Genomic DNA, 15,215 nt, shown 5'->3' with positions numbered 1-15,215 from the left:
TGATAATTATAAATAACTATTCTGAATGACAATTTTAGACGGAAAAAAAACTTCTTCTGATATAAAAGGAGAAATTGCAATTGCAGTAGCTGAATTAAAAAAGCAAGGAAAGAAAACGCCACATTTAGCGGCAATTTTGGTAGGATCCGATGGAGCTAGTATGACCTATGTAGGTGCCAAAGTAAAAGCATGTGACTTGGTAGGTTTTGAATCAACATTATTAGAACTTCCTGCTGACACTACTGAAGAAGCGTTGTTACTTCAAATAGAAAACTTAAACAATAATCCTGAAATTGACGGATTTATCGTTCAATTGCCTTTGCCTAAACATATTGATGAGCAAAAAGTATTGATGGCTGTTCATCCGGATAAGGATGTAGATGGCTTCCACCCTACTAATGTTGGAAAAATGGCTTTGGAATTGCCTACCTTTTTACCTGCAACTCCTTATGGAATTATGGAATTGTTAGAACGTTATAAAGTGGAAACCTCTGGTAAAAATGTGGTGGTTATTGGAAGAAGTCATATTGTAGGTAGACCTATGAGTATTTTACTAAGTCAGAAAGGAGCTGTAGGTGATGCTACCGTAACCTTAACGCATAGTAGAACCAAAAACCTAAAAGCTATAACGCAAGAAGCTGATATTATTGTAGCAGCTTTAGGTATTGCTGAGTTTTTAACGGGTGATATGGTTAAAGAAGGAGTTACAATTATTGATGTTGGAATTACTCGTGTGGCTGATGCTACAAAGAAAAGCGGTTTCCGTTTGGCTGGTGATGTTGACTTTGCAAGTGTAAGTCCAAAAGCTGATTTCATTACGCCAGTTCCAGGAGGTGTTGGACCTATGACCATTGCAATGTTGTTAAAAAACACATTGTTGGCTTGTTCTAGAAAATAAAGATTTATAGTACAAAACAAAAAAAGGGCTATTCGTAATGAATAGCCCTTTTTTTGTTTATTGCAATTAGCAAATTATTGTATCATTAATTTTTGGGTACTTGCATTCTTTCCATTCAACAACAAACGAATTAAATACGTACCCGTTTTTAAATTAGGAATTTGCATCTTACTTTCCATTCCCGATTGATTTTCTTCAAATAATGTTTGACCGTTTAGATTCAAAATTTGAATTGTAAAAGATTCTTGCATACGAATATTTAAATGAATTTGTAAACTTGAACCAGCGTTAATCGGATTCGGGTAAAAATCAAAATAATTTTCTGTCGATTTTAGGTGATTGACACTTGCTGGGGTGTTACCGGGGCCGGATTGAGCATAGAGCCCTGTATTAGTTGCCACTAATAAATCATCATAATACAAAAAGTTGATGTCTGTTCCTACAGGATACACGTAGCCATTTACCCAGCTAGACCCTCCACTTGGTAAATAATATACTTCATTGTCTACCGCACAATAAACCGTATCAACACCTTTGGTTACTGCTTTTCCTTCTTTTCCTGCAACAAAAGGAAAGCCAGAAGTGGTATAAGGTGTCCATAGTCCACTACCCGATAATGGTTTGTAGTATACAATGGGATGATTGATTCCAGCATCGGTACCTGCAGCAAATATTTCATTGGTACTTGTGTCTTTGTCTAAATCAGTAATTGAAGCCACAATTAAACTTCCTGTGCTTGTTGTAGAAGCCGTCATGTCTTGAGCAGGTGTCCAAGTAGCTCCACTTTTGGTGACTTTATAAACACTTCTTCCTGTAGGGGAACTTAAATCATAATCTACGCCTACATAAGCAATCGTATCAGTTCCTTCTACATTAAAAATAACATCTCTTACATCAACATCTTCTACTCCAGAACTGGCATGCAGTAATATTTGATCCCAAGTTGCACCAGCGTCATGAGAATAAAAAAGTCCACCTTTAGAAGTTCCAGACAATTCAAAGCCGGCCATGAGTACATCTTCATTGTATTCGCAAACGGTAATTGCTGTAGCAATTGTTCCTACGGATGGGTAATTGTAAGGCGCATTTTCAGGTGTAAAAATCTGATTCCAAGAGGTACCTCCATTTGTGGTTTTGTAAATTCTAAGATTTCCTGCATAGGCAATATTAGAATTTGAAGGATTCATTCCTATCGAATAATAAGGAGAACCGTCATTTTGAGGGAAAATAGCATCGGTCCAAACTGGTGTCGATTGGTAATCTACTACTTTTCGGATACCCGATTTAGAAGCAATCCAGGCTGTGTCTTTGTCAGAGGTCATTTCCATATCATTTACTTGTACAGCTTCAATACCCGCATCGGCAGAAGAGATATGCAAGCCTTTGGTATAAGAAATCCCCAATCCTTGGTCGGTTGTCATATAAACCATTGTACTATTATTCGGGTCTTGGTAAACAGCACCATCATTTGGATGCGCATAGCCCGAATTATTTCCGAAATTGTGCCAAGTTCCACTTAAACCATTATTACTGCTATATACTGAAGCAAAATAAACATGGTAACTAGACGCTGTTCCTGAAAAATCAAAATTAGGTCCTGCTACTCCAACAATTCCCATGTTGTACTCTGTCCAAGTACTACCGTTGTCATCTGAATAGGCAATGTATTTGTTCGTATTGTTGGTTCCTCCAATAAAATACCTCCCATCAGGTCCAATGCCAAAAGCTTTCCATGAAACAGAAGAACTTACAAGAGTTGGAGAAATATCTGTAAAGGTTGTTGTGGAATTAAAGCTTGTATAGGTATCTGAAGCTTGAAATAGCTGAGGAGTATTTCCTTCAGTAAATATATAAAAGTTGTTATTTACAGGATGCACAACATAACTTGCTTGCTGTGTTAATGTAGGCAAGGTAATAGGAGAATCTGCATGTGGCGTATAAACATTGCTAGCATCTAAAGTTCCGAAATTTAAATCGGTTGGCTGTGCCACAAATATATAATCGTCTTTTATAAATACTTGGTTCACATTGCTAAGTCCGGCATCTGTATTTGTACTTTGAGTAGGATTTGTATGATACAAAGTAGCATCTTTAATAAAGTATAAAGTTTCGGAAGATTCGTGTGCGGCCAATTTATTTATTGACGAACCAAAATTTTGACTAGCATCTAAACTCGGCATTACAGAAAAGGTACCTACAGCAGGAGTTCCGGAATTGGTAGAATACATATCTGCATAGAAAACAGAATTAGAACTTTCTGTGGAAACGAATATTCGTGTAGTATCCGCATGTTTTAAATAGCCTGCAATGGCATGAATTCTACCTCCATAAATATTTTGTGCATCGGGTATGCTTAAGGAAGAAGAGAAAAAAGGGGCAATTAGGGATACACATACGATCCCTAGAACTAAAAAGTAGTGTTTTTTCATAGGTTTGGTTTGTAAGTTGATTTGTGAAGAACACAATATACTTTAAACCTTTAAATTATGAAAATAATTTTAACTTTTGTAACGTTCCATTATTTTATCAATACTCTTAATAGACTTTTTCAACCATTGTAAGTATACATCCTGTTGCTCTTCGCGGGTAAGTTGCCATTGCGTATCTGTTTTTCTTACTCGTCCGGCCACATCTTGTAATACGATGGCCGCTGCAACAGACACGTTTAAACTTTCTGTAAATCCATACATGGGTACTTTTAAATGCCCATCAGCTTGTTCAAGCATCATGTCTGAAACTCCTGCTTTTTCTACCCCAAAAACAAAAGCTGATTTTTTTGTCACATCAAAATCTCCTACAAAACTAGATTTTTCATGAGGTGTCGTTGCGATAATTTGGTAACCTGCTGCTTTCACTTTATCAATACATGTCTGCGTATTATGGTTTTCTTCATTGTATCTATGGAAGGTCAACCATTTTTGAGAACCTTTTCCTACCTGATTGGAGACATAAGTTTTGTATTTATTCTCAATAATATGTAAGTCTTGAATTCCAAAAATATCACAACTTCTGGTAATCGCGCTGGTATTGTGCTTTTGGAATAAATCTTCCAAAATTACCGTAAAATGTCGTGTTCTATCTTTTAAAACTTCTTGAAAGATTTCCTTTCGATGTTCGGTTACAAATTCCTCTAAAAAAGAAATTAAGTGCTGCTTGTCTTCCATGCTATTGCCCAATAGGTTGTAATAATTATTTTTATAATTTGAAGGTAAACGCTTAGTTTAGGCCCGTTACTTTTTAATTATTGTAGCGGCTGATGTGTACAAACCACCTTTGGTAATCATCCCTCCTTTTTCAATCAAATCAAATATTTCTATCGCTCTTTCTTTTGCATAATCTTTATGTGCATAAAAATATTCTAAACTCGAGTCCCCCGCATTTTTAGTCAACCATAAAATTCCTTCTTCAGTTTGAAAATCAATTTCAGGATTCGTAGTTCTTATGAGAATTCTTTCTATTAATGTTTGTTGTGTTTTGAATAAGTTAATGCTGCTTTTTGAAAAATGTTCAATAAATTCAGCTTTCTTTAGTACTTCTTCCCAAACCATGTCGCTAAACAAGTTCATCTCTTCTTCAGCCACATTGGGCTTTTCCTTTTTCAAGGTTTGCCATTCTTTTACATCAATTTTTTGAGAAGCTAAGAATATGGCAAATTCTTCGTGAAGCTCTTCAAATTGTTCTTTGGTAAGTTGTCTGTATTTCATTACAAGGGTATTACAATAGGACTCGCTATGAGTCAATAAAAACTTATTTTTTTAAATATTTTTGCACGCCAAATTCGGGGCTTGAATATATTTCTTTTGAAAAACTGGTCAAATATTCTTTAGCACCTTCCATGGAGGCTTGCGCTAAAAAAACGACTTCCACTTCATTTTCAAATGAAATAATTGTTTGTGCTATGGTCTTTGAATAGGAATTAAAATCGTTTTGTTCATAATAGGTCCAAGCAGAAGAGCAATCGCAATGTATAAGGTCAATTTCCTTATTTTTTTCTTTAGCAATTCTAACCAATAAATTATGACTCACTTCTTTGGTAGAATTGGCGGTATATGCCAAACCTATTTTCGTAAAATTCGTCACTAAAAACTCAGCAATAGGTTGATCTATTCTTTCAACGGCAGCATTGTTATCACATTCTTCTCCATAAGTAGAGCAAGTGCAAATAATTAATTTTGGTTGTAAAGCCTTAATTTTAGTTATTTCGTTAGAAAAATTCACCGTATCTGTTACCCCTTTTTCTAGTGCAGAACTAAGGATATCTTCGTTTACAAAATGTTTAATTTCCACTTCAGCATCAAATGTACGGACCAAGTTTTCAAACTTAGGTATATGTATTGCCGAAGTGTGTAAAAATGCAATCATTGCTTGGGTTTTAATTTAATGGTAAAAACAAATGGACTTAAGAAAATGCGGATAGCCCTATGAATATTTTTTATAAAAAAAATCCACCAGCTCATTACAAGTGGTGGATTTTAATATGTTTAGCTAATTGAATTATTCACCTACAATTTCGAAAGTGATATCAGCAACAACAGATCTGTGCAATCTTACAACGGCACTGTATTTTCCTGTTCTTTTGATCAATCCACCAGTAATTTTGATGAATTTTTTATCAATAATAGTTCCTGCTTTAGCAATAGCTTCAGCAACATCTATGTTAGATACAGAACCAAATAATTTAGTTCCTTCACCAACTTTAGCGATAATTTTAATTTCTAATGCTTTCACTGCTTCAGCAACTTTCGTTGCTTCTTCAACAACTTTAGCTTCTTTAAAAGCACGTTGTTTTAAGTTTTCAGCTAATACCTTTTTAGCAGATCCTGTTGCTAAAACTGCCTGTCCTTGAGGAATTAAAAAGTTTCTTCCGTATCCGTTTTTCACAGTTACGATGTCATCTTGAAATCCTAAGTTTTCTACGTCTTGTTTTAATATAACTTCCATGTCGTATCTACTTTATTATTTTAATAAATCTCCAACATAAGGCATTAAAGCCAAGTGACGAGCTCTTTTGATAGCTACAGACACTTTACGTTGGTATTTTAAAGATGTTCCTGTTAAACGACGTGGTAAAATTTTACCTTGCTCATTTACTAAATACATTAAATAATCTGCATCTTTATAGTCAATGTACTTAATTCCATTTTTCTTAAATCTACAGTATTTAGCTTCTTTTTTAGTATCGATGTCTAACGGAGTCAGGTATCTTACATCCCCTTGTTTTCCTCCTTTTGCTTGTTGATCAATTGACGCCATAATTCTTATTTTTTAGCAGATTTTACACGTTCTCTTCTTTTCTCAGCCCAAGCTGCAGCATGTTTGTCTAACCTTACAGTTAAATAACGCATAATGCTGTCATCTCTTCTAAATTCTAATTCAAAAGCTGCTAAGTTAGCACCGTCTAAATTGAACTCAAATAAGTGGTAAAATCCACTTTTTTTCTTTTGAATAGGGTAAGCTAATTTCTTAAGCCCCCAATCTTCTTTGTGAATCATCTTGGCTCCTTTAGAAACAAGATAGTCCTCAAACTTCTGTACTGTTTCCTTTACCTGAACATCAGATAAAACGGGATTCAAAATGAAAACAGTTTCGTAATGATTCATAATTAATTAATTTAAATATTATTTTTAAGGCTGCAAATATAGAATTTATTTTTCAAAAAACAAGTTAGAACCGTCTGTTTTTTTATCTTCCTAAACCCCTTTAAAAACAGTGTTATAGGTTTGTATCAAAAAATATTTTTACAATCTATTTAACAAATCAGCTTTCTTACTTTCAAATTGTTCTACAGATATAATATTCTTATCCTTTAAACTTGCTAATTTTTCTATTTTCCCAAAGATGTCTTCTTCCAGTCCGTTTGTATTCGTATTGTATGTTTGCACAGGTTCTTCAATAATTGGTACTTGTTGATTTTGCACTTCATTAGCGCTCATGGTATTCATGTTATTATTTATTGGCTGAACTGCTGCTGTTTTCGCTACTCCCGATACAATAGGTAAAGTACTTAAGTTTACTGTACCATACTGACTTGTAAAAGTGACCGAATAATTACCACCTTGTTGTTGTCCTACTCCACCTATTTGATTGTCTAAGGTGTCAAATACGGTTACATTACCATTCTCTTGAATTGCTAAGCGACCTATATTTGAAAAAATAGCATAACTCGTTCCGTTTTGACTTCCTGTAGAATTAGGTTGTCCTAAATCTCCCCACCAGTTACCACTAAAACTGCCGTTTTGCGATTTAGGCAAAGGTTTGTATTGAATCCCTCCTTGATGTATCAAATTTGAAAGTTCATTACAAAGTCCGTCTACTGTGTTTTTAAGTTGGTTGTTGAACATGTCTCCTACCATAGTCATCCCACCTTGCATCCATTGTCCACCTCCTCCTAATTCAGAGATATTAAACTGTGCCATTGTTCCATTGCTTGCCATAAGTGCATTTGTTAAATCACTTACTGCATTTACACTAATACCATATCGATTTGCTATATTCAACATATTTTGAAAACTAGCATCTGTAAATAATGAATTCATCATATCTTTTTTTTTATTAAAAATGTCTGGATGACAATTTGCTGCAAATGTAGCACTTAGGAATAGCAATCACTTTCTTTTATAGATATATATTCGTGTTTGTAACTATTTTTTTTTGAGCGATTGATAAACCTGTTTATAGGTGTTTAATAAGCTGATTATAAACCCTGTATGAAAGTCGTTAATGCAGTTTTTTTATAGAAGGATTATCGTTTCTTTTCTTGTTGGATTATAAAATAAGGATATTGCGTGTGATTTCCGTAAATAAATAATATTCAGTCGCTTATTTCATCTTTTTTCTCAAAAAAATTATTCATAAATGAGTCTGCCTTACAAAAAGAATAAAGATGCTATTTATTTAGAAGTTTACATGGTTAGTCATTGGATAAATCTTATTTTTGAAACAAATTCAATTCTATGCAAACTATTCTTCATCGTTTTATAAAATACATACAAATAGATACCCAATCGGATCCAAACAATCCTGCTTTTCCAAGTACCGAAAAGCAATGGGACTTGGCACATCTCTTGGTGGAAGAACTAAATGATATTGGACTAAAAGATGTTAGCTTAGATGAAAATTGTTACATTATGGCGACTTTGCCTAGCAATGTAGACCATGAAGTACCAACTATCGGATTTGTTGCACATATAGATACAAGTCCCGATTTTTCTGGAACCCATGTAAATCCACAAATACATAAAAATTACGATGGAAAGGATATTGTTCTGAATAAAGAACAAAACATTATTCTATCTCCAGATTATTTTGAAGATCTTTTTTTGTATAAAGGACAAACATTAATTACCACAGATGGTACCACATTATTGGGGGCAGATGATAAAGCAGGAGTTACAGAAATTGTTTCTGCAATGGAATATTTGATACAGCACCCAGAAATAAAACATGGAAACATACGAATTTGTTTTACACCCGATGAAGAAGTTGGAAAAGGGGCGCATTTATTTGATGTAGAAAAATTTGGTGCAGAATGGGCGTATACTATGGATGGTAGTGAAATTGGAGAGTTGGAATATGAAAATTTTAATGCAGCAGGAGCTAAAGTCACTATTGAAGGAAAAAGTGTACATCCAGGGTATGCCAAAGGAAAGATGGTAAATTCCATTTTAATTGGAAATGACTTTATAAGTCGTTTACCTAAAAATGAAGTCCCAGAAAAAACTACAGGTTACGAAGGTTTTTTCCACTTACATACGGTTTCAGGTGATATAGAAGAAACTGTATTAGAGTATATTATAAGGGACCATGATTTTGATTTGTTTCAAAAAAGAAAAACTGATTTCGAAAATTTGGTTACAGCAATGAACAAAGAATTGGGTGCCAATTTTCTCAAAGTGGAAATCAAGGATCAGTATTATAATATGAAGGAAAAAATTGAACCTGTGATGCATATCGTTGCTATTGCTAAAAAAGCCATGGAGCAAGCAAATGTAAAACCACTAATCAAAGCAATTCGCGGAGGAACAGATGGATCACAACTTTCTTATAAAGGTCTGCCCTGCCCTAATATTTTTGCTGGTGGTCATAATTTTCATGGAAAATACGAATATGTTCCTTTAGAATCTATGGTAAAAGCAACGGAGGTAATTGTAAATATTGCACAAATTGTAGCCACTAAATAATTAATCCTTCTAAAAGCTTTTTAAGGTATGCAACGAGAATTGGTGAAATATGTTTCAAAATACATGTCCTTAAGCAAGGAGTTAGAACAAATAATTGCGGGGTGTTCCAATATCAAAAGTTTTAAAAAAGGAACAATACTATTGGATGAAAAAAGCATAGCTAATGATAGTTTTTTCGTTTTAAAAGGCTGTTTAAGATCGTTTGTGCTAATTGATGGAGAAGAAAAAACCTTGGATATATATACTGAGGAACAAGGAGTTGTTCCTAAAAACTATGGTAAAAGCATTCCTACGGAGCATTTTTTAGAATGTGTTGAAGACTGTGTTTTAAATGTCAGTTCGCCAGAAATGGAAGACGCTGTATTTTTAAAACATCCTCAGTTTGAATCTGTTTGTCGTGTTATAGGTGAAAAAGTGATGGAAAAACACCAAGAATTCTTTTTCAACTACAAAATGGCCAATCCGGAAAATAGATATTTGCATTTACAACAAACAAGACCCGATTTATTTCAAAGAGTACCACAATACCAAATTGCCAGTTACCTCGGACTGACACCTCAATCCTTAAGTAGAATTCGAAAAAGACTTATTGAGAAGTCCAAATAAAAAAACTTTCTAGTAGCGCTTATTCACTTAAGTGAACGAAAATTTAGAAGTCGATATTTAGTTTTGCATGTATATATACAAAACATATCATGCAGACTAAAAAACACCTTTTATTACTATGTATTTGCTTTTCTTTATTTTATGGCAATGCACAAAATAAAGACCAAACAAGTACAACAAAAAAATATTTTGTCGGAAGTACTTTATTTATGCTCGCAAATTTTGATTCTTATGAGCGACCCGATTTTGTACAACTTAATTTAGGTTACCGAATTACAGCTAAAGATGCGGTTTCCTTAGAGCTAAAAACTTGGCGATACCACAAACCATTGGGTTTGCCTTATGGGAAAAGTTTTAGTGCTCCAGAAGAAAAATTTCCTGGATTTATACGGGAAAAAGGATTTGCCTTGGCCTATCAACGCTTTTTATGGAAAGGATTGTATACGGGAGTTCATGTAATGAGTGCTTGGCAATCTTTTATAAATTTAAAGGGAAATAAAATAGACAAAGGTTTTCAAATTTTCAATACCTATAGATTCGGTTATCATTTCAAGCTTTTTGGAAGTTCTTTTTTTATAGAGCCTTCAATCGCAATCACACACAGGCCTTATCATACAAAAATGCCAGTATCATTTAAGAAATTAGATGACAAGCATTCAAAATTATTTTTTGGAGAACCGGGTGTTCATTTTGGATTTAATTTTTAAATAAAAAAAATATGAACGTAAAAACAAAATTATCTACGTTATGGATTGTGGTGTTGTTTAATTTAATTTTAGCCGATATACTTTCTGTATTTATAGAATTGGTCAATAAAAACACTCTAGATGGTATTTTGGGTGAAGTAACGACAACCATGGCCATTGCCGCAGTTGTAATCAATATTCCTATTGCAATGATTTATTTTTCTAGGACTCTAGACTTTAAATTAAATCGTTTGTTGAACTTAATTGCCGCAGTTGTCACAATTTTATTTGTTGTTGGTGGAGGAAGTTTGTTACCTCATTATATTATTTGTGCAAGTATTGAAGTGCTTGTTCTTTTTGTAATCATGAGAACTGTATGGAAATGGGAAGTTTAGTAACCTATAGAAATACAACAGTTTAAGAAGGAAATATTTTAGGATGTATACTTTGGTTTCTTTGGTTACTGTTTAAATTTAAACAATCTGTAGAATTGTGATAAAAATCATAAAAAGCTTTCTGTATTCTAAAGAATATTTCAATCTTTGCCGTTCAAAATTTGAATACAATTAAAATGGACAATCAGTTACTTTTATCTTTAGTAGAAAAATACGGAGCACCGATTTATGTTTACGATGCAAACAAAATTGAATCGCAATACAACCGAATGAAAAATGCTTTTTCAGGTGTGAAAAAAGTAAAGATAAATTATGCGATAAAATCGAATACAAACATCAATGTATTAAAAATATTAAATCGTTTAAACTCTGGAACTGACTGTGTTTCTATACAAGAAGTAAAATTATGTATTCATGTTGGTTTTGATGTAAAAGATATTTCTTACACTCCAAATGGGGTTTCTTATGAAGAAATTGTAGAAGCTAAAAACCTTGGAGTTAAAATTACTTTGGACAACCTAAGTAGTTTGGAAAGATTTGGAACAGACTTCCCTGAGTATCCTGTGGCAATTCGTATGAACCCACATGTTATGGCAGGTGGAAACGCAAAAATATCTGTTGGACATATAGATTCTAAATTTGGAATTTCAGTTTCTCAAATAGAAGCTATTTTAAATGTAGTGTCTAAAACAGGAATGATTATCAATGGTGTGCACATGCATACTGGGTCTGATATTTCTAACTTAGAAGCTTTTGTAGAAGCAACGGAAATTTTATTAGGAATTGCAAGAAGATTTGATACCATAGAATTTGTAGATCTTGGTTCTGGTTTTAAAGTGCCTTACAAGCCAGGAGATAATGAAACAGATTTGGAAAAATTAGGTGTTTTATTAGGAGATAGTTTTAATAGTTTTTGCAAAGAATACGGAAAAGAATTAACCCTTATTTTTGAACCAGGGAAATTTTTAGTAAGTGAATCTGGAAAATTCTTAGCGAAAGTAAACGTAATAAAAGAAACACCGAATATTACATTTGCAGGAATAGACAGTGGATTGAATCATTTGATTCGTCCAATGATGTATGATGCGTATCAGCATATTACAAATATTTCTAATCCTTCTAAGGAAGAACAAGAATATTCTGTTGTAGGGTATATTTGTGAAACAGATACATTCGGCGCAAAAAGAAGTTTAGGTAAAGTTTCTGAAGGTGATATATTATGTGTTCACAATGCGGGAGCTTACTGTTTTTCAATGGCTTCTAATTACAATTCAAGATTTAAACCTGCAGAAATAATGGTGTACAACGGTCAGGATTATTTGATTCGTGAAAGAGAAACGATGGAAGATATTTTAAAAAATCAAGTAGTTGTTGATTTAGCTTAAACGACCCTACTTATTATAAATTAAAAGACCGTCTAGCAGCGGTCTTTTTTTGTTTTGAGAAAAGTAAATTATTTTTCACAAAAGACCTAACAGGTTTCACAAACCTGTTAGGTCTCATAAGTTATTTTATTGTGTTTATAAATCTGAGAAATAAGCTCCGTATTGGTCTTTAAGAGGATAGCCTTTTGTTAATTCATTGCTTGGTTAATTTACAAAAAAAAAGACCTAACAGGTTTCAACTACCTGTTAGGTCTCATAAGTTATTTTATTGTGTTTATAAATCTGAGAAATAAGCTCCGTATTGGTCTTTAAAAGAATAGCCTTTTGTAATACGTTGTTTGTTTAATTTTTTAAATTCAACCAAAGCCCATAAAACAAATTCTTTTGTAAACGCAAGGTCTTCTTCTTTGATCTCTTCCATGAATAATTTCACTAAATTATCTAAAGGAACTATTTGATTCAATGAATTTAGATATTCGCTTTCAGAAGCATTGTCCATTAACTCAAAAGAACTTTCTTCAAAAAACCAATTAAGTACTTCTTCATAAGGATCTTGATCATCTTCATGTTTTAGCTTTTGAATTTTAGGAAATTTTTCTAGAAACAAAGTTTTTGCGGCGTTTCCAATCAATGTTTCTGCGACAAATGCGGCTCCTTCTTCTTCTCCTTCGTAAACCAGTTCAATTTTTCCGACAATAGCGGGTGTCATCCCTAAAACATCTACAAAACGAATGCTTGTTTTTGTTTCTCCTGCTGAAATACATCTGTGTTCAGCTGTGCTTACTAAATTTTCATAGGCCGTAATGCTCATTCTGGCACTTACACCACTTTTGCTATCTACATATTCACTTTTTCTTGCTTCAAATCCAATTTGTTCCACTAAGGTTTTTGCTAATTCCGGAATATAAATAGCACAAACTCGCTCATTTTGAATGGCAGCTTCTTGTGCTGTAATTGTTTTAGCGACGTCAATAGTTTTTGGATAATGTGTCAGTATTTGTGATCCAATTCTATCTTTTAAAGGAGTTACAATACTTCCTCTATTGGTGTAATCTTCAGGATTGGCTGTAAATACAAATTGCAAATCTAAAGGCATACGCAATTGAAATCCGCGAATTTGTATGTCTCCTTCTTCTAAAATATTGAACAAGGCTACTTGAATTCTTGCTTGTAAATCAGGCAATTCATTAATGACAAAAATACAGCGATTGGCTCTTGGGATCATTCCAAAATGCAAAACTCTTTCATCAGAATAACTCAATTTTAGGTTGGCCGCCTTTATCGGGTCAATGTCTCCTATTAAATCAGAAATAGTTACATCTGGAGTGGCTAATTTTTCATAAAACCTTTTGTTTCTATGTAGCCATGAAATTGGGGTGTCATCTCCTAGGTTTTCTATTTGCTCTTTTCCAAAAGAACTAATAGGATTCAAAGGGTCGTCGTTAATTTCAGAACCTGTTATAAATGGAATGTATTCATCTAACAATTGAATCATTAAACGCGCCAATCGTGTTTTAGCCTGACCTCTTAATCCTAAAAAATTGATGTTGTGTTTTGATAAAATAGCTCTTTCTAATTGTGGAATCACCGAATTTTCATAACCGTGAATTCCTTCAAAACTAGATTTTTTATTTTTTATGTTTTCAATCAGATTGTCTCTTAATTCCGTTTTTATACTTTTCGAAATATATCCAGATTTTTTTAGGGCTCCTAAGGTGTTAATTGTTGTATCCATATGTTATCGCATGCGTTTTTTTCTGTTCGTTTCGTAATCGTGAAAAATCATTTCACCCAATCCCTGTAACCCGGTGTAAAATGCTTTTCCTTTGTTTGAATCTGTAAATTTTTCTACAAACTGTTGTAAATAGGGATCTTGTGCAATCATAAAAGTGGTTATTGGAATGTGCAATTTTCTGGCATAAGCCGCCATATTGTAACACTTTTCTGTAATAAATTTATCCAAGCCATTGCTATTTTTGTAATAGGTTCCATCAGGCATTCGCAAACAACTGGGTTTACCATCAGTAATCATAAAAATAGTTTTGTTGGTATTTCTTTTTCGTCTTAAAATATCCATGGCCAATTCCAAGCCAGCGACTGTGTTTGTATGGTAAGGACCTACATTTAAATAAGGTAAATCTTTCACTTTAATAGGCCAAGCGTCGTTTCCAAAAACAATAATATCCAGAGTGTCTTTTGGATATCTAGTGGTAATCAGTTCAGCCAATGCCATGGCGACTTTCTTAGCGGGGGTTATTCGATCTTCTCCGTATAAAATCATACTATGGCTAATGTCAATCATTAATACCGTACTCATTTGTGATTTGTGATGGGAATCCTCTACTACTAGGTCGTTTTCAGTTAATTTAAAATCGCCGAAACCATGATTGATTTGTGCGTTTTTTAAACTTTCTGTCATAGAAATTTTGTCAACGGCATCACCAAATTGAAAATTTCGGAGTTCTCCTGTTTGCTCATCTCCTACACCACTTTGCTTGGTTTTATGGTTTCCTGAACCATTTTTTTTCAACTTCCCGAAAATCTGATTCAATGCATTTTTACGGATTGCTCTTTCTGTTTTTGCGGTAATGCTTTTTTTGCCTTTGCCATCAGGTTCAATTTCCTCTTTTATGTAACCTCTTTTTTTGAGATCCTCAATAAAATCATCTAGGGTATAATTCTCATTGGTAATTTTATATTTTTCGTCTAAGGTGTTTAACCAATCCAATGCTTCGTCAATATCACCCGAAGTATGGGTAATCAATTCCTTGAAAATTTCAAAAAGTGTTTCGAAAGGTGTTTTTTTCTCTTCTTGAAAAGGAGAAAACTGAAAACCCATTCGACTGTAGGTATTATTTTTCATGGAGGATTTGTTTGTTGTTCAAATTTAGAGATTTTTTAGGTCGCTTCCTTACAAAACAATTAGCGTTTTTGTTAACAAAACTATAAAGCCGAATTTGCTGGATATGGAGTTTATGTTTGTTTTACCATTTGTAAAATTTTAATAGCTTGTTTTATTGAATACGATTATTAACAAAAAAAAGACCGCTAACTAGCGGTCTTTT

16 protein-coding genes are annotated in these 15,215 nt (G+C 33.5%); 6 read left to right on the top strand and 10 right to left on the bottom strand.

Going from position 1 to position 15,215, the window contains the following annotated elements; all coding sequences use genetic code 11:
• Window positions 1-25: 25 nt before the first annotated feature.
• Window positions 26-898: a bifunctional 5,10-methylenetetrahydrofolate dehydrogenase/5,10-methenyltetrahydrofolate cyclohydrolase gene (locus FGM02_RS08435; RefSeq protein WP_139957930.1), complete on the top strand. Its 873-nt coding sequence runs from the start codon at window positions 26-28 to the stop codon at window positions 896-898.
• A 74-nt stretch (window positions 899-972) separates the two neighbouring features.
• Here FGM02_RS08435 and FGM02_RS08430 read toward each other — a convergent pair whose 3' ends face one another.
• The 8 genes from FGM02_RS08430 to FGM02_RS08395 all read right to left on the bottom strand — a co-directional run bounded on the left by FGM02_RS08430 (window position 973) and on the right by FGM02_RS08395 (window position 7,437).
• Complete coding sequence (locus FGM02_RS08430) at window positions 973-3,327, bottom strand: T9SS type A sorting domain-containing protein (RefSeq protein WP_139957929.1); 2,355 nt, start codon at window positions 3,325-3,327, stop codon at window positions 973-975.
• A 69-nt stretch (window positions 3,328-3,396) separates the two neighbouring features.
• The gene (locus FGM02_RS08425; protein ID WP_139957928.1) at window positions 3,397-4,062 is read right to left on the bottom strand and encodes a TrmH family RNA methyltransferase; all 666 of its coding nucleotides are present in this window, start codon (window positions 4,060-4,062) and stop codon (window positions 3,397-3,399) included.
• A gap of 66 nt (window positions 4,063-4,128) precedes the next feature.
• Window positions 4,129-4,602 carry a DUF6495 family protein gene (locus tag FGM02_RS08420; protein WP_139957927.1) on the bottom strand — a complete coding sequence of 158 codons (474 nt, stop codon included), beginning with the start codon at window positions 4,600-4,602 and terminating at the stop codon, window positions 4,129-4,131.
• Between the two features lie 43 nt (window positions 4,603-4,645).
• A complete protein-coding gene (locus FGM02_RS08415; RefSeq protein ID WP_139957926.1) occupies window positions 4,646-5,260 on the bottom strand; it encodes a hypothetical protein in 615 nt (204 codons plus the stop codon).
• A gap of 132 nt (window positions 5,261-5,392) precedes the next feature.
• Window positions 5,393-5,839: a 50S ribosomal protein L9 gene (gene rplI, locus FGM02_RS08410; RefSeq protein ID WP_139957925.1), complete on the bottom strand. Its 447-nt coding sequence runs from the start codon at window positions 5,837-5,839 to the stop codon at window positions 5,393-5,395.
• 15 nt (window positions 5,840-5,854) lie between these two features.
• On the bottom strand, window positions 5,855-6,151 hold the full coding sequence (gene rpsR / locus FGM02_RS08405; RefSeq protein WP_139957924.1) for a 30S ribosomal protein S18: 297 nt from the start codon (window positions 6,149-6,151) through the stop codon (window positions 5,855-5,857).
• Window positions 6,152-6,156: 5 nt separating this feature from the next.
• On the bottom strand, window positions 6,157-6,498 hold the full coding sequence (gene rpsF, locus FGM02_RS08400; RefSeq protein ID WP_139957923.1) for a 30S ribosomal protein S6: 342 nt from the start codon (window positions 6,496-6,498) through the stop codon (window positions 6,157-6,159).
• 138 nt (window positions 6,499-6,636) lie between these two features.
• Window positions 6,637-7,437: an SHOCT domain-containing protein gene (locus FGM02_RS08395; protein ID WP_208021491.1), complete on the bottom strand. Its 801-nt coding sequence runs from the start codon at window positions 7,435-7,437 to the stop codon at window positions 6,637-6,639.
• 414 nt (window positions 7,438-7,851) lie between these two features.
• Here FGM02_RS08395 and pepT point away from each other — a divergent pair, with 414 nt between their 5' ends.
• The 5 genes from pepT (at window position 7,852) to lysA (ending at window position 12,150) form a co-directional block, all read left to right on the top strand.
• A complete protein-coding gene (pepT, locus tag FGM02_RS08390; RefSeq protein WP_139957922.1) occupies window positions 7,852-9,078 on the top strand; it encodes a peptidase T in 1,227 nt (408 codons plus the stop codon).
• 27 nt (window positions 9,079-9,105) lie between these two features.
• Window positions 9,106-9,684 carry a Crp/Fnr family transcriptional regulator gene (locus FGM02_RS08385; RefSeq protein WP_139957921.1) on the top strand — a complete coding sequence of 193 codons (579 nt, stop codon included), beginning with the start codon at window positions 9,106-9,108 and terminating at the stop codon, window positions 9,682-9,684.
• Between the two features lie 89 nt (window positions 9,685-9,773).
• Window positions 9,774-10,391 carry a hypothetical protein gene (locus tag FGM02_RS08380; protein WP_139957920.1) on the top strand — a complete coding sequence of 206 codons (618 nt, stop codon included), beginning with the start codon at window positions 9,774-9,776 and terminating at the stop codon, window positions 10,389-10,391.
• 11 nt (window positions 10,392-10,402) lie between these two features.
• On the top strand, window positions 10,403-10,765 hold the full coding sequence (locus FGM02_RS08375; protein ID WP_139957919.1) for a DUF6326 family protein: 363 nt from the start codon (window positions 10,403-10,405) through the stop codon (window positions 10,763-10,765).
• Window positions 10,766-10,941: 176 nt separating this feature from the next.
• Entirely contained in the window at window positions 10,942-12,150 is a 1,209-nt protein-coding gene (lysA, locus tag FGM02_RS08370) for a diaminopimelate decarboxylase (protein WP_139958261.1), read from the top strand.
• Window positions 12,151-12,424: 274 nt separating this feature from the next.
• Here lysA and FGM02_RS08365 read toward each other — a convergent pair whose 3' ends face one another.
• Both FGM02_RS08365 and FGM02_RS08360 read right to left on the bottom strand, forming a co-directional pair.
• On the bottom strand, window positions 12,425-13,885 hold the full coding sequence (locus FGM02_RS08365; RefSeq protein WP_139957918.1) for an AAA family ATPase: 1,461 nt from the start codon (window positions 13,883-13,885) through the stop codon (window positions 12,425-12,427).
• Window positions 13,886-13,888: 3 nt separating this feature from the next.
• Window positions 13,889-15,013, bottom strand: a complete 1,125-nt coding sequence (locus FGM02_RS08360; protein ID WP_139957917.1) for a vWA domain-containing protein — start codon at window positions 15,011-15,013, stop codon at window positions 13,889-13,891.
• Between the last annotated feature and the right edge of the window lie 202 nt (window positions 15,014-15,215).

It is taken from the genome of Flavicella sediminum, assembly GCF_006381105.1.
In the GTDB taxonomy this organism is placed as follows: domain Bacteria; phylum Bacteroidota; class Bacteroidia; order Flavobacteriales; family Flavobacteriaceae; genus Flavicella; species Flavicella sediminum.
This window is presented reverse-complemented; position numbering and strand designations above follow the sequence as displayed.

Bases quoted from the DNA above. Each gene is read 5' to 3' on its own strand.
- FGM02_RS08435 (WP_139957930.1), top strand. From the start codon at position 26: ATGACAATTTTAGACGGAAAAAAAACTTCTTCTGATATAAAAGGAGAA.
- FGM02_RS08430 (WP_139957929.1), bottom strand. From the start codon at position 3,327: ATGAAAAAACACTACTTTTTAGTTCTAGGGATCGTATGTGTATCCCTA.
- FGM02_RS08425 (WP_139957928.1), bottom strand. From the start codon at position 4,062: ATGGAAGACAAGCAGCACTTAATTTCTTTTTTAGAGGAATTTGTAACC.
- FGM02_RS08420 (WP_139957927.1), bottom strand. From the start codon at position 4,602: ATGAAATACAGACAACTTACCAAAGAACAATTTGAAGAGCTTCACGAA.
- FGM02_RS08415 (WP_139957926.1), bottom strand. From the start codon at position 5,260: ATGATTGCATTTTTACACACTTCGGCAATACATATACCTAAGTTTGAA.
- rplI (WP_139957925.1), bottom strand. From the start codon at position 5,839: ATGGAAGTTATATTAAAACAAGACGTAGAAAACTTAGGATTTCAAGAT.
- rpsR (WP_139957924.1), bottom strand. From the start codon at position 6,151: ATGGCGTCAATTGATCAACAAGCAAAAGGAGGAAAACAAGGGGATGTA.
- rpsF (WP_139957923.1), bottom strand. From the start codon at position 6,498: ATGAATCATTACGAAACTGTTTTCATTTTGAATCCCGTTTTATCTGAT.
- FGM02_RS08395 (WP_208021491.1), bottom strand. From the start codon at position 7,437: ATGATGAATTCATTATTTACAGATGCTAGTTTTCAAAATATGTTGAAT.
- pepT (WP_139957922.1), top strand. From the start codon at position 7,852: ATGCAAACTATTCTTCATCGTTTTATAAAATACATACAAATAGATACC.
- FGM02_RS08385 (WP_139957921.1), top strand. From the start codon at position 9,106: ATGCAACGAGAATTGGTGAAATATGTTTCAAAATACATGTCCTTAAGC.
- FGM02_RS08380 (WP_139957920.1), top strand. From the start codon at position 9,774: ATGCAGACTAAAAAACACCTTTTATTACTATGTATTTGCTTTTCTTTA.
- FGM02_RS08375 (WP_139957919.1), top strand. From the start codon at position 10,403: ATGAACGTAAAAACAAAATTATCTACGTTATGGATTGTGGTGTTGTTT.
- lysA (WP_139958261.1), top strand. From the start codon at position 10,942: ATGGACAATCAGTTACTTTTATCTTTAGTAGAAAAATACGGAGCACCG.
- FGM02_RS08365 (WP_139957918.1), bottom strand. From the start codon at position 13,885: ATGGATACAACAATTAACACCTTAGGAGCCCTAAAAAAATCTGGATAT.
- FGM02_RS08360 (WP_139957917.1), bottom strand. From the start codon at position 15,013: ATGAAAAATAATACCTACAGTCGAATGGGTTTTCAGTTTTCTCCTTTT.